At 72.9% G+C, this 17,570-nt stretch carries 19 protein-coding genes and 1 pseudogene; 9 read left to right on the plus strand and 11 right to left on the minus strand.

All coding sequences use genetic code 11. The annotated features are described in order from the left end of the window. Positions 1–108 precede the first annotated feature (108 nt). Both ACFXKZ_RS20490 and ACFXKZ_RS20495 read left to right on the plus strand, forming a co-directional pair. Positions 109–717 carry a TetR/AcrR family transcriptional regulator gene (locus ACFXKZ_RS20490; protein WP_380002303.1) on the plus strand — a complete coding sequence of 203 codons (609 nt, stop codon included), beginning with the start codon at positions 109–111 and terminating at the stop codon, positions 715–717. 4 nt (positions 718–721) lie between these two features. Further along, on the plus strand, positions 722–1,351 hold the full coding sequence (locus ACFXKZ_RS20495) for a DUF1707 domain-containing protein (protein ID WP_380002304.1): 630 nt from the start codon (positions 722–724) through the stop codon (positions 1,349–1,351). Positions 1,352–1,450: 99 nt separating this feature from the next. On the opposite strand, the gene ACFXKZ_RS20500 is transcribed toward ACFXKZ_RS20495, so the two are convergent. After that, positions 1,451–1,948, minus strand: coding sequence for an Asp23/Gls24 family envelope stress response protein (locus ACFXKZ_RS20500; protein WP_380002305.1), 498 nt, complete (start codon positions 1,946–1,948; stop codon positions 1,451–1,453). 137 nt (positions 1,949–2,085) lie between these two features. After that, the gene (locus ACFXKZ_RS20505; protein ID WP_380002306.1) at positions 2,086–3,327 is read right to left on the minus strand and encodes an alpha/beta hydrolase; all 1,242 of its coding nucleotides are present in this window, start codon (positions 3,325–3,327) and stop codon (positions 2,086–2,088) included. Between the two features lie 207 nt (positions 3,328–3,534). On the opposite strand from ACFXKZ_RS20505, the gene ACFXKZ_RS20510 reads away from it, so the two are divergent. Continuing rightward, the gene (locus ACFXKZ_RS20510) at positions 3,535–3,978 is read left to right on the plus strand and encodes an NUDIX domain-containing protein (RefSeq protein ID WP_380002307.1); all 444 of its coding nucleotides are present in this window, start codon (positions 3,535–3,537) and stop codon (positions 3,976–3,978) included. A gap of 95 nt (positions 3,979–4,073) precedes the next feature. Further along, a complete protein-coding gene (locus tag ACFXKZ_RS20515) occupies positions 4,074–5,483 on the plus strand; it encodes an NAD(P)/FAD-dependent oxidoreductase (protein WP_380002308.1) in 1,410 nt (469 codons plus the stop codon). Between the two features lie 36 nt (positions 5,484–5,519). Here the strand turns inward: ACFXKZ_RS20515 and ACFXKZ_RS20520 are convergent, their stop codons facing one another. Together ACFXKZ_RS20520 and ACFXKZ_RS20525 are read right to left on the minus strand one after the other, a co-directional pair. Continuing rightward, positions 5,520–6,482 carry a M48 family metalloprotease gene (locus ACFXKZ_RS20520; RefSeq protein ID WP_380002309.1) on the minus strand — a complete coding sequence of 321 codons (963 nt, stop codon included), beginning with the start codon at positions 6,480–6,482 and terminating at the stop codon, positions 5,520–5,522. Beyond that, entirely contained in the window at positions 6,479–6,907 is a 429-nt protein-coding gene (locus ACFXKZ_RS20525) for a BlaI/MecI/CopY family transcriptional regulator (RefSeq protein WP_380002310.1), read from the minus strand. Before ACFXKZ_RS20525 ends, ACFXKZ_RS20520 begins: the two co-directional genes overlap by 4 nt. A 221-nt stretch (positions 6,908–7,128) precedes the next feature. On the opposite strand from ACFXKZ_RS20525, the gene ACFXKZ_RS20530 reads away from it, so the two are divergent. The 3 genes from ACFXKZ_RS20530 (at position 7,129) to ACFXKZ_RS20540 (ending at position 10,116) form a co-directional block, all read left to right on the plus strand. Continuing rightward, positions 7,129–7,764, plus strand: coding sequence for a phosphatase PAP2 family protein (locus ACFXKZ_RS20530; protein ID WP_380002311.1), 636 nt, complete (start codon positions 7,129–7,131; stop codon positions 7,762–7,764). Between the two features lie 33 nt (positions 7,765–7,797). Further along, complete coding sequence (locus ACFXKZ_RS20535) at positions 7,798–8,355, plus strand: TetR/AcrR family transcriptional regulator (RefSeq protein ID WP_380002312.1); 558 nt, start codon at positions 7,798–7,800, stop codon at positions 8,353–8,355. Positions 8,356–8,439: 84 nt separating this feature from the next. Beyond that, positions 8,440–10,116 carry an alpha/beta fold hydrolase gene (locus ACFXKZ_RS20540; RefSeq protein ID WP_380002313.1) on the plus strand — a complete coding sequence of 559 codons (1,677 nt, stop codon included), beginning with the start codon at positions 8,440–8,442 and terminating at the stop codon, positions 10,114–10,116. A 46-nt stretch (positions 10,117–10,162) separates the two neighbouring features. Here ACFXKZ_RS20540 and ACFXKZ_RS20545 read toward each other — a convergent pair whose 3' ends face one another. From ACFXKZ_RS20545 to ACFXKZ_RS20570, 6 genes and pseudogenes are all read right to left on the minus strand, one after another. Beyond that, the gene (locus ACFXKZ_RS20545) at positions 10,163–10,426 is read right to left on the minus strand and encodes an amidase family protein (RefSeq protein ID WP_380002314.1); all 264 of its coding nucleotides are present in this window, start codon (positions 10,424–10,426) and stop codon (positions 10,163–10,165) included. Between the two features lie 115 nt (positions 10,427–10,541). Beyond that, positions 10,542–10,709: pseudogene (locus ACFXKZ_RS20550) on the minus strand (amidase); the annotation flags it as partial. A gap of 90 nt (positions 10,710–10,799) precedes the next feature. Continuing rightward, positions 10,800–11,564: a glycosyltransferase gene (locus tag ACFXKZ_RS20555; RefSeq protein WP_380002315.1), complete on the minus strand. Its 765-nt coding sequence runs from the start codon at positions 11,562–11,564 to the stop codon at positions 10,800–10,802. Further along, a complete protein-coding gene (locus ACFXKZ_RS20560; protein WP_380002316.1) occupies positions 11,561–12,205 on the minus strand; it encodes an SAM-dependent methyltransferase in 645 nt (214 codons plus the stop codon). The genes ACFXKZ_RS20555 and ACFXKZ_RS20560 overlap by 4 nt, the downstream gene beginning before the upstream one ends. Then, positions 12,202–13,017, minus strand: coding sequence for a PIG-L deacetylase family protein (locus ACFXKZ_RS20565; protein ID WP_380002317.1), 816 nt, complete (start codon positions 13,015–13,017; stop codon positions 12,202–12,204). Before ACFXKZ_RS20565 ends, ACFXKZ_RS20560 begins: the two co-directional genes overlap by 4 nt. Next, positions 13,014–14,063, minus strand: coding sequence for an acyl-CoA dehydrogenase (locus ACFXKZ_RS20570; protein WP_380002318.1), 1,050 nt, complete (start codon positions 14,061–14,063; stop codon positions 13,014–13,016). Before ACFXKZ_RS20570 ends, ACFXKZ_RS20565 begins: the two co-directional genes overlap by 4 nt. A gap of 460 nt (positions 14,064–14,523) precedes the next feature. On the opposite strand from ACFXKZ_RS20570, the gene ACFXKZ_RS20575 reads away from it, so the two are divergent. Together ACFXKZ_RS20575 and ACFXKZ_RS20580 are read left to right on the plus strand one after the other, a co-directional pair. Next, entirely contained in the window at positions 14,524–14,928 is a 405-nt protein-coding gene (locus ACFXKZ_RS20575) for an ATP-binding protein (protein ID WP_380002319.1), read from the plus strand. 83 nt (positions 14,929–15,011) lie between these two features. Continuing rightward, positions 15,012–16,496, plus strand: coding sequence for an aminotransferase class I/II-fold pyridoxal phosphate-dependent enzyme (locus ACFXKZ_RS20580; RefSeq protein ID WP_380002320.1), 1,485 nt, complete (start codon positions 15,012–15,014; stop codon positions 16,494–16,496). An 8-nt stretch (positions 16,497–16,504) separates the two neighbouring features. Here the strand turns inward: ACFXKZ_RS20580 and ACFXKZ_RS20585 are convergent, their stop codons facing one another. Next, positions 16,505–17,347 carry a sigma-70 family RNA polymerase sigma factor gene (locus ACFXKZ_RS20585; protein ID WP_380002321.1) on the minus strand — a complete coding sequence of 281 codons (843 nt, stop codon included), beginning with the start codon at positions 17,345–17,347 and terminating at the stop codon, positions 16,505–16,507. Positions 17,348–17,570: the final 223 nt, after the last annotated feature.

Below are 17,570 nucleotides of genomic sequence, written 5' to 3' on the forward strand. Positions count from 1 at the left end.
CGAACCCCGCCGGTTCGCCCGTCACGCCCCGGCCGCCTGTCACCTGCCGCCCGGCCTTGTTGGCAAGGTGGTCAACAGCTTATTATCCATCTTGCCAATAGGAGGGTCATGACCGGACGACGCAGGCGCACGCCCGAGCAGGCGCGGGAGGAGATCCTGGAAGCCGCCACCGAACTCATCGCGCAACACGGCCCGGACGGTGTGGGGTTGCGCCGGGTCGCGGAGGCGGTCGGCGTGACGCACGGACTGGTGACGCACTACTTCGGCACCTACCGGGCGCTGGTACGGGCCGTCCTGCAACGCGAGAACGAGCGCAAACGCGAACTGGTCCGCGAACGTATGCGCGCCGACGGGGGCGTGCCCTTCGCGGGCGGCATGACGCGGGTCCTGTTCGACATCGTCGCGGACGAGCGCTACGTACGGCTGTGGGCCTGGTCCCAACTGCACGACTGGGACGTCGAGACGCCCGGGGCGAACCTCTCCAAACTGGTCGACGCCGTGGAGGAGGGGGTACGCAGCGTGCTCCCCCCGCCCCGGGGACCGGATCGGGCCCGGATCGAGATGGTCGTCCTCCTGGCCCTGTCCGGCTCCTACGGCTATGCGATGGGCCGACGGTATTGGCTCACCGACCTCGGCCGTGATCCCGACGACCCGGGCCACGACGAGGCCTTCCGCGCCGCCCTGTCCGCAGTCCTCGCCACCCACCTCGAAGGATGACGCCATGACCGCCGACCCCGGACACCCCGACCCCCAACGGCACCTTGCGACCGACCCGAAGCAGGTGGTCCTCGCCGACGACGTCGATCGATACCGGGCCGAGGAACGCCTGCGCAGCGCCGTCGAGAACGGCCGGCTCGCCGTGGACCGACTGGGGCCCCGGCTCGACGAGGTACACGCGGCGCGCACCTGCGCCGAACTGGAGGCCGCCTGCCGCGGCCTCCCCGAACCGGGCCCCCGGGACACACTCGTGGTGGACCGTGCGCCGACCTCCGGCCGCTTCGTATCCGGGATTTTCAGCGGCTTCGAACGCAAGGGCGAGTGGGTCGTCCCGTCGCGCCTGACCGTCTGGTCGATGTGGGGCGGCGGCCGACTGGATCTGTCCGAGGCCCGCTTCGGCAGCCGGGACACCGAGATCCGGGCCGTCTCGCTCTGGGGCGGCACCAGGATCCTGGTGCCGGACGACATCGAGGTCGAGGTCAGGGGGTTCGGCCTGTTCGGCGTCGTGGACAAACGAGTTGCCCGCAAGCTCGACAAGCCCGGCACACCACGCGTCGTGATCAGGGGCTTCGCCCTCTTCGGCGCCGTCGTGACCCGGAACAAGCAGACCCCCGGATCATCCCCGAAGAGCTGATCCGGCGAACCCTTCGTCCCCCCTGCCTCGGACCCAACCACCGTTCCCCGAGCGGGAGTTCACCATCGCGTGGCTGCATCGAAAGGCGAATGGGGGTGGCTAGGCGACCCGGGTGGATGTGTGGTCGTCATCGGGCAGGTGGATGTCGTCGACGGCCACGTTCACCTCGACCACTTCCAGGCCGGTCATGCGCTCGACCGTGGCGATGACGTTCCCGCGCACCGCCTGACCCAGTTCGGCGATCGGGACGCCGTACTCCACCACCAGGTTCAGGTCGAGGGCGCACTGGCGCTCGCCGACCTCCACGCTCACCCCGTGCGCCACATTCGCCCGACCGCCCGGCACCCGCCGGCGCACCGCGTCCAGCGCTCGCGCCACCGAGCCGCCCAGGGCGTGCACACCTTCGATCTCCCGGGCGGCCACACCGGTGATCTTCGCAATCACGCCGTCGGCGATCGCGGTGCGACCGCGCGTGCCCGCGGCCGTCGGCTCCACCGTTTGCGGCAAGCGGTCCGGCCCGCCCGGCGCGAGTCGCGCGCCGTCGGCGACCTCGGGCGCCACCGCCACCGTATCCGTCACGTTCTTCGACTCAGGCATCACACGCGACCCTTCTTCGGCTACGGCCAGGGCTACGGCTGCGGGTTCGGACCTCGGTTCGTGCCCGCCGGCCACAGCCTCCGTGACCGGCCGTCTGCCCGCGCCGGGCACACTCATTCCTGCCGGCGCGCCCCGGCCTACATGGCGACCCACGGAACGCTGCCCGTGTTCCCCGTACGGCCGTTCTCGGTGCAGTGCGCCGGCGGCGTGGCGCCGTACACGTACTGGATGAAGTCGCGCAGGTCGTTGCGCCAGTAGTCCCAGCCGTGTTCACCGGGACCGGTGCAGTAGCGCGGCGTGAACGACGTACCGATGACCGCGCGCAGTTGGTCGTTCCACGTCTTGATGTCCGACTCCCCCTGCCCGCTGGGCAACCCCTGGCCGTTCGCGCCACCGGAGTACATCGCGAACTTGCCCGAACTGCCCGTGTAGTCCGCGTACTTGCCCGCCGCGGCCAGGCCCACCGGGGTGATCGCCGGCCAGTTCGCCTGGGGCCCGTAGACGGCCTCGGCGCGCTCCAACGGGGTTCCGAACACACGGTAGTTCGCATCGATCAGCCCGTTCCAGGAGGTCGCCGCGCCGTAGCCGAGTATCGAGTCGGCCACCCGGTTCAACGCCCGGTCGTCCGCGAGCGTGGTGCCGCCCGAGAAGGCCCCTACCGCCGAGAACCGGTCCCGCAGATCGGCGGCATAGCGCAGCGCGCCGAGTCCGCCCATCGACACACCCGCGATCGCGCGTCCCGAACGGTTGTCGATCGTGTTGAAGTTCGCGTCGATCCAGGGCACCAACTGCCGCATGTGGAACGTCTCCCACATCGGCGCGAAGTTGCCCTGGGTGTGTCCGGCCCAGTCGGTGTACCACCCGGCCTTGCCGCCCTCGGGCATGACCACGATGCCCTTGAAGGTTCGCCGGTCGATCGTGTTCAGCACGTCGCCCGCGTCCGACTCGGACCACTGCTCGAAGTCGCCGAACCCGCCGTGCAGCAGGTACAACACCGGATACCTCTTGGCGGGATCGGTCGCGTAGTCGTCCGGCAGCCAGATCCGCACCTTGACCGGCACGGTGACCGGGTCGATCGACGGCGTACCGCCGCGCGCCTGCATGATCGCCGAGGTGGTCATCGTGGCGTCGTACATTTTGCGGTCGCTGAGCAGGTTCGAGTTCGTCCACTGGGTGAGCGTGATGCCGTGCGAGTTCGCCGCCGGCAGCGGCGGTGCGGGCGGCGGCGGGAACGCCTGCGCCTGGGTGGGCACGCCCACCACGGCCGCGATCAACGCCGCCGCGACCGCGCACACCATCGCCGCGCGGCGCACGCGACGGCGAGTGCGCCCCGGTGCGTGCGTTCCGTTCGTTCCGTCCTTGTCGTTTGTGCCGTCCACGAACACCCCCGATGGCTCTTCGCCACATCGATGTGCCCCCACGCGGGCCCGACCTGGCGCAACCCTGGCCGACCCGGGACCGCCTGTCCTCCCGCACACGGTGGACATCGCGGGTAAACCTGCGCGGTAGCACTCGACCCGACCTGCACCGACCGCGGTATGACCTCGCCACCCACGCCGCCCGACCCGGATGAAAGAATCCGGTACATGACGCACCAGGATCGGACGGATTCCATACCCAATCTCGACCCGAACGGTCCGCTGATCGTCGTCGCGGCGGCCATCGTGCACGCGGGGCGTCTCATGGTGGTCAGCAAGAAGGCGGCGCCGGACCTGTTCTACCTGCCCGGCGGCAAGCCCGACCCGGGCGAGAACCCGCTACAGACGCTGCGCCGCGAACTGGACGAGGAACTGGGCGCGCGGCTCGTGGCACCGCGCTTCCTCGCCGACTTCGACTCCGTCGCCGCCCTGGAGGGTGTGCCCATGCGACTCACCGTCTTCGAGACCCGCCTGGACCGCGACCCCGTGCCCGCCGCCGAACTCGCCGACCTGCGCTGGACGTCCGGCCGAGACGACCACCTGCGCCTCGCCCCCGCGGTCACCGATCACATCCTCCCGCTGCTGCGCCGCACCGGCGCCCTCGCCGCCTGAGGCAATCGCCCGCCGTCGCGGTGCTCGTCCCCAAATTCGGTCGCGTCGCCCCCGTACCGCGTGCCACGGTGGCGAATCGACACGAGGGAGGTCCGATGGCATCGGTCATCATCTGCGGCGCCGGCGTGGTGGGTCTGACCACGGCCCTGTTACTCGCCCGTGACGGGCACGAGGTGACCGTGTACGAGGGCGACCCATCCCTCCCGCCCGAGGACCCCGCGCAGGCGTGGACCGCGTGGCAGCGTCCGGGCGTGGCGCAGTTTCGCCAGCCGCACAACCTGCTGCCCCGGTTTCGGGGCGTACTCGCCGAGGAACTGCCCGAGGTGATCGAGCGGCTCGTGGCGGCCGGCTGTTTCGAGGGCAGCGCGCTGCATCCGCTGCCGCCGAGCATCACCGATTACGTGCCCCGGCCCGAGGACGACCGTTTCCGCTTCCTCACCGGCCGACGCCCCGTCGTCGAGGCGGTATTCGCGGCGGCGGCGGTCGCGGCCGGCATCCGCGTGCATCGCGGCGTCGGGATCGCCGGCCTGCTCACCGGCGCACCGGTGCTCGCGGACACCACCCATGTGACCGGCGTCCGCACCGCCGACGGCGCCGAGGCCCACGCCGACCTGGTGATCGACGCCACGGGCCGCCGTACACGCTCGGCGCGTTGGCTCACCGACATCGGCGCACCGGAGCCGGCCGTCGATGCCGAGGACGGCGGATTCGCCTACTACACGCGCTACTTCACCGGCCCGCGGCAGCCGGTGCGACGCGGCGCGCCCTACACCGAGTACGACACGTTCGCCCTGCTGACCATTCCGGGCGACAACGACACCTGGTCCGTCACCGTCGTCACCACGTCGGGCGACGCGCCGCTCAAGGTGCTCCGCGATCCCGAGATCTTCACCCGGGTGGTCGCGGCCTGCCCGGCCCAGGCCCACTGGCTCGCCGGTACGCCCCTGACCGACATCGTGGCGATGGCCGGAATCCTCGACTGCCGCCGTCGGTTCGTGGTGGACGGGCGCCCGGTCGTCACCGGCTTCGCGGCCGTCGGCGACGCGTGGGCGTGCACCAACCCCACCGCCGCACGCGGCCTCAGCGTCGGCTTGGTCCAGTCCCAACTGCTGCGCGACGTACTCCGCGAACACGCCGACGCCCCGGCCGAGTTCCCCCTGGCATGGGACGAGGCCACCGAACGCGTCGTCACCCCGTACCACCAGGACCAACTCGTCGCCGACCGCGCCCGCGCCGCCGCGATGAACCCGGACCGCAGCACCGAACCACCCCCCACCCCAAGCCCGTTCGGCGCGGCCGCGTTCCACGACGCCGACCTCTTCCGCGCCCTCCTGGAAACGGCCACGTGCCTGGCCCTTCCCGCGGACGTCCTCACCCGCCCAACCATCCAAGCCAAACTCCGAACCCCCCAGCCCCGAGCCACCCCACCCAACCCCGGCCCCGGTCCCGATCCCGGCCCCCAAGGCCCCACCCGCACCCACCTGCTTCAACTGCTCGCCGACTGACGCCGCCGGCCCCGCGTGTCGCCGACGGGCCGGTTCTCACCTGCTGCCGGAGGGCGACGCCGCCGTGTCGCGGGCGGTTTCCACGTTGCCGTGGAGGTCGTGTGCAGCGTCGGCGACGCCGAGTGAGGTGATGGTGACGCAGCCGGCCAGCAGTATCGCCGCCACCCGGGCCGTGGGGTTGCGCCGTTGCGGGGTGGGTGCCAGCAGCGCGGCGACGCGTCGCGGCATGGGTCCGCTGACCACGGACAGGGCGAGGCGCGAGCGTCGCGGGCCCGTATGTGCGGCGAGTGCCGCACGGGCCAGGGCGCGGGCCGCCGGCCGGCGGTCCGCGACAGCCGCGGCGGCGGTTTCGTCCGCCCATCGCTCCAAGCCGTAGGCGACCACCGTGCGAAACGGGCGCAGGGCTGGGTTGACGGCCACCGCGAGTTCGACCGCCGCGAGAAAGAAGTGGTGTCCGCCGGCGAGGTGGGCGCGCTCATGGGCGAACAGGACCTCGCGCTCGTCCACGTCCAGCGCGCGCAGCATCGCCGTACTGACCACGACACGGGAGGGCCGGCCCGGCAGCGCGTAGGCGATCGCCGACTCGTCCACCACCACGGCCAGTTCGGTACCCCCCGGCGAGACCGGGCCGAGTCGGCGGGCGTCGACCAGGTCGCGCCACAGCACCCACCCCGTGCGTGCCAGGGACAACAGGGCCGCGGTCAAAACCACCGCCGCCAGGACGCCGATCATCGGCCGGTCGGCGAGGGCTCCCTCGCGCACCGCGGCGGGCGTGTAGTCGCCCAGGACCGCCACCACCGGGAGTTGCACCAGCCCGCCGCCGACAAGCAGCGCCAATGCGGCGACCGTCGTACCGCCCAGGACGACGGCCGTCACCGTGAACAGCCAGACCGCCCGGCGTGGAGACATCCCGTCGGCGAGGACCTCCCACCGCGCCACACTCGCCGCCGCCGGGAGCAGGAGCGGCAGAAGCAGGGGGATCCATACGGCGTACGTCACGTCGACCCCCCTTCCGTGCGGTGTCGGGATGCGCCCGGTTCGGATTCGACGGGGGGATCGGCCGCGGCGAGATCCAGAAGTTCGCGCAGTTGGCGTTCCTCGGCGCGGTCCAGGCGCGAGACGAAGCGGGCCAGGACCGTTCGTCGGTCGGGTTCGCGGTCGAGTTCGGCGTGCATGCGGTCGGCGGCCATGCTCGGCAGGTCCGCCACCGGCGCGTACGCAAACGCCCGACCCGCAGGCGTCCGCGTCACCACGCCCTTGTCGAGCAGTCGGGTCAGGATCGTCACCACGGTCGTGCGCGCCAGTGTGTCCCCCAGCGCGGCGCGGACCTCGCCGGGAGTCAACGGCCCCTCGGCCGCGCCGAGCACACCGAGTATCGAACTCTCCAATTCGCCCGCCGCCCGGCGGCCACTACCGGTGGTCACGACACCACCCTCTCGCATCGTCTACAGTTCCTGACGTCTACAGCCTGTAGACACCGAGGCGGAGTCTACGCGACCAGGCCCCGGCGCGCCCGCGCACATCGGCGCGCACCGTCGACCGGAACACGTGGACGAACCCCGATCGGTTCCCCACGCCCGGCGGTGGATCCATACCGGCACCCACCCTTCGAAGACCCGACATGCCCGGAAGGGGCCCTCATCCCGTGACCACACCCATGTACGACCAAGCCATGGACGGGGCTCGGATCGACGGCGGCTGGTACACCGCAGTCACCGACTTCGCCCATGACACCCCCTGGCTCAACGCGCCCGCTCTCGCCTGGACAACCTATGGCGCGGCCCTGTTCGTGCTACTCCTCTGCGTCGGCTGGTGGCGGGCCAGACGCGCCGACGCCGCGACCATGACCGCGGCCCTGGCCGCCATCGCCGCCACGGCAATCGCCTACCTCGTCAACTCCGGCATCAAGGAGGCCCTCGTCGAACCGCGCCCGTGCCGGGCGCTTCCCCACGCCTTCCTCGTGGAGGCGTGCCCCGCGGCCAACGACTACGCCTTCCCGAGCAACCACGCCACCGTCGCCTTCGCCGCGGCCGTCGGCCTCCTCCTGGTCGATCGCAGACTCGGCGTCCTCGCCCTGATCGCCGCCGTACTCATGGGCGCCTCACGCGTGTACGTCGGGGCGCACTATCCCCACGACATCGCCGCCGCGGCCCTGGTCGGCGGCAGCGTCGCCCTGATCACCGTGCTCCCGGCCCGCAGGCTCGCCACCTCGACCGTGGCACGCCTGCGCACCGGCCCACTGCGCCCGATCCTGCTCCACACCCAAGCCCTGCCCGGTTGAAGAAATATGTAGACCGGTCTAGTCTCACACTCCATGGGACGGAAGGGCGCCGACACGCGCGACCGACTGCTGGACGCGACCCGTGATCTGGTCGAGGCCGGCGGCTACTTCGGCGCGGGCCTCAATCAGGTGATCGCGGCCAGTGGCGCGCCGCGCGGGTCGCTCTACTTCCACTTCCCCGGCGGCAAGGACCAGATGGTCGGCGAGTCCGTCCGCCGAGCCGGTCGGTCGATCGGCGACACGATGGAAGGATTGGCCGAATCCGACGCGTCCGCCGCCGAGTTCGTCGAGACCGTGCTGCGCCTGCTGGGCGACCGCCTGGAGGCGTCGGACTGGCTCAAGGGATGCCCCGTGGCCACCGTCGCACTGGAAACGGCCGCCACCAACGACGCGCTGCAGCAAGCCTGTTCGGAGGTCTACACCTCCTGGGAGGCGATCCTGCGCGCCCGACTGGCCGGCCATCCGGACGCCGACGACCTCGCCGTCACGATCCTGGCCCTTGTCGAGGGCGCCCTCCTCCTGGCCAGGGCGCACCGCAGCCGCGACCCGCTCGACCGAGTCGCCCGCCGCATCACGACCCTCCTGAGCTGAACGCACGCCGGATCCACTCCGGTCCACGCCTGTCCGCAAAATATGTAGATCGGTCTACCGATCACACATCACCCAAGGAGCCCCATGGACGCCATCGTCTTCGGTGCGACCGGCTTCATCGGCCGTGCCCTCGTCGCCGAGTTGCTGGGTCGAGGCCAACGCGTGGCCGCCGCCGTCCGCAGCGACACCCTCACCCCCTGGCTCGCCGCCCGAGGCGTCGACACCGGCGGCCTGAGCATCGTCCGGGCCGACATCACCCGTCCGCTCACCGCGCTGCCCGAGGTGTCCGACGTCTACAACACGGCCGGGCGCTACGCTTTCGGCCTGAGCGCGGCCGAGGCGCGCGCCGTCAACGTCACCGGTGCGCTCAACGTGCTCGAATGGGCCGCCTCCCTACCCGGGCTGCGCCGCCTGGTCCACGTCAGCGGATACCGGGTCAGCGCCCCCGACGGCACACCCGACTACGCCGGATCGGGCGCGTACGAGGCGTCGAAGCTGGAGGCGGACCTCGCGATACGCGCCCGCGCCCGCGAATCGGGCATCCCGCTGAGCATCGCCAATCCCGGCGTCGTCATCGGACCGGGCCAGTACATCGGCCTCGCGACCCTGGTCCGCGACCTGTGGCACGGCCGACTGCCCGCGCTGCCCGGCGCGCCCGACACCTTCGTGCCGATCGTCGCCCTCGACCACCTCGTCCGCTTCCTGGCCGAGATCCCGGCAGCGCCGGCGGGCGAACACCACTGGATCCTCGACGACACCACACCCCCGCTGCCCGAACTCGTCCGCACCATCGCCGACCACGCGGGCGTACCGGCCCCACGGCGCAACATCCCCGTCGGCCTCCTGCGCCGACTGCCGCGCCGGCTCACCAACGCCGACCCCGAGACGTTGTCCTTCCTGTCCACCGACCGCTACCCCACCACCTCCGCCCACACGTTCGCGGCCCGCGTCGGCCTGGCGATGCCCCCGGTCGGCGATGCCCTGCGCACGTGGACCGACGACCTGGTGGCCACCCGCTTCGGCACCGCGACGCCCTGGGCAAGCCCGTACGGCTTCCGCACCGTCGCCGGCAGCTCCACGTGGGTGGTCGGCGAACGACACCGCCCCGCCCACGTCCTCCTGCACGGCCTGCCGCTCAATGCCGACCTGTGGGCACCCGTCGCCGCCCACCTCACCGAGCCGTTCCTGGCCGCCGACCTCCCCGGCCTGGGCCGCTCGGCCGACACACACTCGGTGGACGCCTGGCTGGCCGACCTGCTGCGCCCGGTCCGGACCCGCCCCGTCCTGGTCGCGCACTCGTCGGCCTGCGACCCGGCGCTGCGCTTCGCCGCCGCGCATCCGGAGCGCGTCGGCGCACTCGTCCTCGTCTCCCCGGCGTTCCTGCAACCTCCCGCCGCCCGCCTCACCCGATCCGGCGTGGCCGTCCCGAGGCTGCGCCGGGTGTCTCCCGCCCGCCTTGCCGAAGCACTCGGCGTCCCGGAGGGCCCGGAGGTGACCGGTGCGGCGGCCGACCTGCGCCGCCCCGGCGCGGCGGGGCGCGTGGTCCGCGCCCTGCGCACCTCCGTCGCCGAACGCGAGCACTCCCGGACCCTGTTGACCCGCCTCCGGGTCCCGGTCCGGATCCTCGTCGGCTCGGCGGATCCACTCGTCGTCCCGGTCGACCACCCCGTGACCGAGATCGCCGGCGCCGGCCACTATCCGCAACTCGTCGCCCCGGCCGAGGTCGCCCACCACCTCGCCGGAACGGCCGTGGAAGCGTGAAGCGGTTCCCGCCCGCCCTTCCCACTCGCAGACGCCGCGGGCGGGTTCAGCCCAGGGGCGGACGCCGGCGCCCGTAGCGGGTCGCGGCCTCGAAGGCGGCGCCGATCCGCAAGGCCGCCAGGTCCGAGCGCGGCGCGGTGGCGATCTGGAGGCCCACGGGCAGGCCGTCGGGCGTGAACCCGGCCGGCACGGACAGGGCCGGCGCGCCGAGCAGGGTGACGAAGTACGCCGAGCGCATCCAGTCGAGGTAGGTGTGCCGGGCGACGCCCGCGACCGAGCGCGGGTATTCCAGCTCGGCGTCGAACGGCACGACCTGGCTGACCGGGGCCGGCAGGACGTCGTAGCGATCGAAGAAGGCGAGGGAACGCGATCGGCAGTCCGTGCAGCGGGCCGACGGCCTCGTCCCGGGCGAGCGCCGCGTCGGCGGCGGCGAGGGCGCCTTCCGGGTCGAGGGTGACGATGGCGTTGATCGCGGGATCGACCGCCGCGATGCGGTCCAGGTGCGCCTGCACGACCTCGCGACTGGACACCTCGCGCCGCCGGATGCGGCCGGCGAGGTCGGTAGCGTCGAGGTCGGGGATATCGTCGGTCATGGGTGTCCTCACGCGGGTGCGAAGCGACGGTGGCCAACGAGGACGGTATCCGCGAACCGGGTGGGAGCACCGCGATGCGGCCGACCCGGCCTACCGGCCCGGGCCCGGCAGCGAGCGGGGGCGGGTTGCCGGGGCCGCTTCGAGGGTGAGTGCCTGTTCGCGCAGGTCGTGGCCGAAGCCGCCCGGTGCTCGGCAGTCCAGGCGGGCCGAGGTGAGCACGCGGAGGGCGGACGTGCGCAGCACTCGGCGACCGGCCGCCTCCAACGCGTCCACCAATGCTCGATCCTCGCCGACCACCAGTGGCGGGAATCCGCCGACCTCCAGGTACGCGTCGGCGGAGCAGCCGAGGTTGGCGCCGTGCACGTGCGGCGAGCGGCCGGTCCAGGAGTCGTACCGGGCGGTGAACGCCGCCGCGCTGCCCGGCGGGTGTGCGCTCCAGTCGGCCACCCGCACGGTCCCGGCCACCGCGTCCCAGCCCCGGGCCGCCCAGGACAACTGCCGGGTGAGCCAGTCCGTGGGCACCCGGCTGTCCGCGTCGGTGGTCACCAACCACACGTCCGCCGGGTCGAGTCGGCTTCGACCCAGTGCCTCGGCGAAGCCCGCCGCGCGGGCCGCGCCGGCGGCACCCGCGTCGCACTCGACCACGTCGGCCCCCAGCGCCCGGGCGATCGTGGCGGTGCGGTCCAGGCATCGGTCGGCGGTCACCACGATGTTCGTCGCCACGCCGCGCATCGCCAGGCGACCGCATGCGGCGTGCAACGCGCCCAGGCAGCCGGGGAGTTCGTCCTCCTCGTCCCGGGCCGGCACCACCACGATCACGCCGCGCATCCGCCGGCCCGTACGCCCGGCGCTCACCGCAGCCCCTCGCGGGCCGCCGGGGACAGCGTGTCGGCGGGGGCGTCGGCACGGATCAGCACATCCAACAGGAAGTCGGGCTCACGGTGCTCCACCACCCGGACCAGACCGGGCAACGCACGCACGGCGGCATGTACCCGCTCGGCGGAGAGCACGTGCTCCTCGGCCGCCGGCCGCCAGTGCACCGCGACCAGGGTGCCGCCGGGGGCCAGGTCGGCGCGGGCCCGGGCCAACACGTCGGCCAGGCGCGCCGGTTCGAAGTAGTAGAGGAACTCGGAGAGCACCACCAGATCGAAGGGGACCGCGCCCGGCGCATCGGCCGGCGTCGGCCACTGCTCGGGCAGGCGCCGACACTCGACGGTGACGCCGGGCAGTTCGCGGGTGCGCGCCCGTGCCTCGCGCACCGCGATCGACGCCAGGTCGCAGGCCAACAGCCGATCACAGCGTCGGGCCAGCGCGGCCGTCAACACCCCGACCGAGCAGGCCGGTTCGAACGCGCTGCGGTAACGCTCCCGGGGCAGCGCGGCCAGGGTGAGTGCGTACTTGCGCCGGTCGTAGGCACGTTCACTCAACTGCCAGGGGTCCGCGGAGTCCGCGTACATCTCCTCGAACCGGCGCGACGTGGGAGGAATCCGGCTCACCGGAACAGCACCTCGAAGTCCCTTTCGAAATGCGCGAGTTCGTCCGGAGGCAGAATCACCCGGTCGTCCGTGCCCGGCGCCGGCGGCGCGATCTGGCTCACGAAACAGGCGATCGCACGCCGCTTGCGCCGCGCGCCGTCGTCGGTGAGGTCCATCCGCACGGCCCGCGCCCACGGCACACGGGGATCCTCGGGACCGGCCCAGTGCCACATCCAGACCGGATACTCGACCAGCGGCGTCCGGGCCGCCGCGCACGCCGCCGCGGCGATCCGGCCGGCCGCCTCGTGGTCGGCGTGCAGATCGCCGGACCACGGCGCGGCGCACAGCGCGTACCCGGCCAGCAGATCGACCAGCGCCGCACGGGCCGCGACCTCGTGTGCGGCGACGCCGGTGTCGGGCAGACCCAGGCGCACGATCTCGACGGCCGGCCCACCCGCCGAGAGCACCGCGAGCGCACGCGTACTCTCCCCGACCCGACGCGCCGCCAACTCGGCCGGGGGGATCGGGCCGTCCGGATGCGATGCCTCGCCGTCGGTGAGCACGACCACCCGAACCCGCTCGCCGGCCGCCGATGTGCTCGCCACCAGGCCGCCCACGCCCAGGACCTCGTCGTCGGGATGTGCCGCGACCACCACGAGTCCGCCGGCCGCGGGCGGCGCGATCCGGGGCAGCCGGTCCAGCCCGCGCCACCGGATCCAGTCCCGCTCGGGGGTGCCGGGCGCCTGGATCGCGTTCACAGGTTCGCGCGTCGCGTCGACGAGGCGTCCGGGCCGCGCACCGACGCCGCGGCCGACTGCCGGCTCCGAGCTCATCGGACGGTCGCCTTCGCTCGCTCGCCCCCGGTGCGCCCGCTCTGCCCGGCCCGCCCACACGGCGCCGACGCCTCGGCCACGAGCGTGCCGAGCCGCGCCAAGTCCCGTTCCGCGTGGTGTTGGCGAATGTAGACGGTGAGATCGGCGACCGCCCGGGCGTGCTCACCGTCGTGGCACAGCGGGCCGGCGCCCAGTGCCCGCCCCACCCGCTCCAACACCTCCGTACAGGTGCGTTCGACCAGGGCACGCAGCCGCAACGCACGCACCTCGGCGGTGCCGGACCGGTCGGCCGGATCCGCGTCGATCTCCGCCGCGGCGGCGTACAGCGCTCGCTCCGCCGTATGCAGGGCAAGGTCGACCGCGCCCAGCTGCGCCAGGCCGTGTGCGTCCAGCCGCCCGGCCCGCGCGGCGGCCGTCAACGGGCGGGCCACCGCACGGGCACCACCGAACCAGCAGGCCGCGACGCCGGCGCCGCCGTGGTGGAATCCGGGCCGATCCAGATAGGCGCCCACTGCGCCGACCGGCCGGGCGGGCAGCCCCGCCATCTCGACGTCCAGCGTCTGGCTGGCCGCCATGCCCACCGCCGGCCACGAGCCCGGCCGCGGCCGACAGCCGACGTGGTCGAGGTCGATCCGAAACAGCCTCGACCCCTCCCCCGTGTCCGCGGTGACCAGGGCGTGTGTACACATCAGCGCGCCCGAGCAGTAGCGCCGGACACCGTCCAGCACCCACCCCCCGTCCCGAGCCGTCGCGACCAGCCTGCTCCCCGGCGGCTCCGCGGCCCACACGCCCCAGCGTGTCCCGTCCGGCACGGGCCCGGCGTCCGGCGCCACCTCGGCGATGATCGCGAGAGCGTCGGCGTGCCCCTCCGCCAGTCGCCCCAGCGCCAGGTCCCGCTCGGCCGTCGCGACCAACACCCGCCACCGCGCGTGGGTCGCGCCCGCCCCGGGCAGGGCGAGATCCGTCCCCGGACCCGCCGCGAACTCGGCGAACCATCGACCCACCCGATCCGTGTGCCCACCCGGCGACCCGTCACTCACGCCCATGTCGCCGCCACCCCGCGCGCCTCGCACGCCCCTTGGATTCGCATTCACCCCGGCTACCCCCGGGGTCGATCCCTCATGCCACCGGTCCCCGGCCCCGTCGACACGGCGACCCCACCCCACCCCGGCCGGGATACCGCACGGTAACCAACTCGCCGACACGGACCGCCCGTTGGGTGGAGTGCGGGGTGTGGCTCGTGAGGTGCCCGATGCCGGGTGTGCGGTCGGGGCGACCGGGCAGAGGTGGGTGGAGCCATCGGATCCGAGGACGTCGGACGCAGGTCGACAAACGTGCCGCGACGTCGTCGCCGCACGTCCGACCCGGAGGTGCGCGACGGGTGTGCACATCCGGTGCGGCTGTCGTGGTTCGGGCCCGCACCCCCGCGACAGACGTACGCCCGCCGGCAACGACACTCGCCGCCGGTACCGCACCGAGATCCGTCAGGATCGGCTGGAGTCCGACATGAACACCCTTCCCCGCACGCCCTCTTCCGCCCCGGTCCGGATCCGCTTCCGAGTGCTGCCGAACACCCCCGGTACCTCGGCGCGGGTCCGCGCCGAGGTGCGCGGCAGACTCCGTACATGGGGTTGGCCGGAGGAACGCGCGGACGACGTCGTCCAAGTCGTCTCCGAACTCGTGGGCAACGCCCTGCGCCACACCGGTGGCGAGGCCCGCCTGCGGCTGACCCGCACCTCGGACGGCGTCGACGTCGAAGTGGCGGATCACCATCGCGAACTTCTCGTGCTCCGACGTCCCGCGGACGGCGACGGCGGCCACGGCCTCCACCTGCTCGACCTGCTCACCACGCACTGGACCGTCGAGCAGCACACCACGGGCAAACTCGTCCGCGCACACATCCGCCGCTGACCCGACCCGGGGCGGCGGCCCGGGACACCCGGCGTGCCCACCCGCCGGGTGTCAGGCGCGGCGGAACGGGCAGCCGGAGCTGCATGGATCAGTCGGAAACCCCCGTCCTGGACGCCCTGACCGCCTACCACGAACGCGCCTACACGCCCTTCACCCCACCGGGCCACAAACAGGGCAGAGGCATCGATGCCCACACGATGGCCGTCCTGGGGCGGGCCGTGTTCGGCTCCGACGTGCTCGCGACCTCCGGACTGGACGACCGCATGTCCACCGGTCGGGTCCTGGAACGGGCCCAGGAGTTGATGGCCGAGGCGGTCCACGCCGAGCACACCTTCTTCTCCACCTGCGGCAGTTCCCTGTCGGTCAAGAGCGCGATGCTCGCGGTCGCGGGACCGCACGAGAAGCTGGTGGTCTCGCGCGACGCGCACAAGTCCGTGGTGTCCGGGCTGATCCTCTCCGGCGTGCGCCCGATCTGGGTGGACCCGGCGTGGGACCCCGAACTGCACCTCGCGCATCCGCCCCGGGCCGAGGCGTACGAGGCCGCCTTCGCCGCCCACCCCGACGCGCGGGGCGCGCTGGTGACCAGCCCGACGCCCTACGGCACCTGCGCCGATCTGATCGGGATCGCCGAGGTGTGCCATCGGCGCGGCCGCCCGCTCATCGTCGACGAGGCGTGGGGGGCGCACCTGCCCTTCCATCCCGATCTGCCCACGTGGGCGATGGACGCCGGCGCCGACGTCTGCGTGACCAGCGTGCACAAGATGGGCGGTGGCCTTGAACAGAGTTCGGTCTTCCACCACCAGGGCGACCTGGTCGATCCGCACGTGCTGCGCGCCCGCGCGGACCTGCTCGGCACGACCAGTCCCAACGTCCTGATCTACGCCGCGCTCGACGGATGGCGCGCGCACATGGTCGCCAAGGGCCACGAACTCCTGGACGCGGCGCTGGGTCGGGCGCACGACGTGCGCGCGACCATCGAGGACATCGACGGCCTGCATGTGAACCGCGCCGAATTCCTCGGCCCCGACCGCGCCCACGACCTCGATCCGCTGCAGATCATCATCGACATCTCCGCGCTGGGCCCGACCGGCTACGCCGCCGCCGACTGGCTGCGCGAGCAGCACCGGATCAACCTCCACGTATCCGACCATCGCCGGATCAGTGCCCAGCTGACCTACGCCGACGACGACCGCACCACCGCGACGCTCACCCACGCCCTGCGCGCCCTGGCCGCGACACCGCCGATGTCGGCCTCCGAACGGGCCCCGATCCACGTCCCCGATCCGCGTGAACTACGCCTGGAACAGGAGCAGTTGCCCAGGGACGCGTTCTTCGCCGAGACCGAGCAGGTGTCCGCCCGCGCGGCGATCGGTCGGGTCTGCGCCGAAATGCTCACCCCCTACCCGCCGGGCATCCCCGCCGTCCTGCCGGGCGAACGCCTCACCCGCCCCGTCGTCGACTACCTGACCTCGGGAGTATCCGCCGGCATGGTCGTCCCGGACGCCGTGGACCCCGGACTGGACACCATCCGTGTCGTGGCCGACCGTACGAACATCCGGCGCGCGTAGCGGCTCGCTCAGCCCTTCGCCCCGACGGCACACGCCGCCGCCGAGCCCGCGCCCGTCGGCCCGAGCATGCCCGCCCGCAGGGTGGTGAAGGCGCGGCTGAGCAGGCGCGAGACGTGCATCTGGGACAGTCCCAGCCGGTCGCCGATCTCGGCCTGGGTGAGGTCGTCCCAAAAGCGCAGCTTGAGGATGCGGCGGTCGCGTTCGCCGAGTTCGGCGATCAGCGGGCGCAACGATTCGCGGTCGACGACCAGATCCAGCGCGGGGTCGGGGGCGCCGTGCCGGTCGTACCCGGTGCCGCCGCCGTCGCCGCGCTCGGTCTCGGGGGCCGGGGTGTCGAGGGATTCGGTGCGCAGCGCCGCGCCCAGTTCCAGCCCCATGCGCACGGTGTCCCGGTCCAGGCCGAGGTGGCGGGCCAGTTCGGCGTGGTCGCAGTCGCGGCCCAGGCGGGCGCCGAGTTCGTCCCGGGCGCGGACCAGCTTCAGGTACAACTCCTGCTCACCGCGGCACGCGTGCACGGCCCAGGTGTGGTCGCGGAAGTAGCGTTTGAGTTCGCCCGCGATGGTCGGGACGGCGTAGCCGAGGAAGCCGGAGCCGCGACCGGGGCGGTAGCCGTCGACCGCCTTGATCAGGCCGATCGCGGCGACCTGGCGCAGGTCCTCGCGCAGGTCGGTGCGGCGGGTGTAGCGGGCGCAGGCGTAGGCGACCAGGTTGAGGTTGTCCTCGACGATGTCGTTGCGCAGCCTGGCGTACGCGTGGGTGCCGGGTTCCAGGGTCGCGAGACGGGTGAGGTTGCGGTCGGTCTCGGCACGCAGGTGCGCGCGGGCTTCGGCGTTGTTACGGCGATCGGTCATCGCGAAACGGGCCTCCGAACGAGGATGCGACGGACGCCGGGGGCCCTGGGGCGGGTGGACGTCGAGCACGGCCCGGGGCGGGGCCGCCCTTGGATCCCTTCCACCTCACGGCCCGCCCACACCCCGTGAAGGGAGCGGGCGGGCGACGCCCGGCGGCACGGAACCGGCGGGAACGAGGCCCAGTACACGGGGCGCCATCCGGGGCGTCGCCGTATCACGCTGT

Origin of the sequence: Embleya sp. NPDC059237, from assembly GCF_042754105.1 — a bacterium.
Taxonomy (GTDB): Bacteria; Actinomycetota; Actinomycetes; order Streptomycetales; family Streptomycetaceae; genus Embleya.

Bases quoted from the DNA above. Each gene is read 5' to 3' on its own strand.
- ACFXKZ_RS20515 (WP_380002308.1), top strand. From the start codon at position 4,074: ATGGCATCGGTCATCATCTGCGGCGCCGGCGTGGTGGGTCTGACCACG.
- ACFXKZ_RS20495 (WP_380002304.1), top strand. From the start codon at position 722: ATGACCGCCGACCCCGGACACCCCGACCCCCAACGGCACCTTGCGACC.
- ACFXKZ_RS20575 (WP_380002319.1), top strand. From the start codon at position 14,524: ATGAACACCCTTCCCCGCACGCCCTCTTCCGCCCCGGTCCGGATCCGC.
- ACFXKZ_RS20510 (WP_380002307.1), top strand. From the start codon at position 3,535: ATGACGCACCAGGATCGGACGGATTCCATACCCAATCTCGACCCGAAC.
- ACFXKZ_RS20500 (WP_380002305.1), bottom strand. From the start codon at position 1,948: ATGCCTGAGTCGAAGAACGTGACGGATACGGTGGCGGTGGCGCCCGAG.
- ACFXKZ_RS20490 (WP_380002303.1), top strand. From the start codon at position 109: ATGACCGGACGACGCAGGCGCACGCCCGAGCAGGCGCGGGAGGAGATC.
- ACFXKZ_RS20535 (WP_380002312.1), top strand. From the start codon at position 7,798: ATGGGACGGAAGGGCGCCGACACGCGCGACCGACTGCTGGACGCGACC.
- ACFXKZ_RS20540 (WP_380002313.1), top strand. From the start codon at position 8,440: ATGGACGCCATCGTCTTCGGTGCGACCGGCTTCATCGGCCGTGCCCTC.
- ACFXKZ_RS20580 (WP_380002320.1), top strand. From the start codon at position 15,012: ATGGATCAGTCGGAAACCCCCGTCCTGGACGCCCTGACCGCCTACCAC.
- ACFXKZ_RS20570 (WP_380002318.1), bottom strand. From the start codon at position 14,063: ATGGGCGTGAGTGACGGGTCGCCGGGTGGGCACACGGATCGGGTGGGT.
- ACFXKZ_RS20565 (WP_380002317.1), bottom strand. From the start codon at position 13,017: ATGAGCTCGGAGCCGGCAGTCGGCCGCGGCGTCGGTGCGCGGCCCGGA.
- ACFXKZ_RS20585 (WP_380002321.1), bottom strand. From the start codon at position 17,347: ATGACCGATCGCCGTAACAACGCCGAAGCCCGCGCGCACCTGCGTGCC.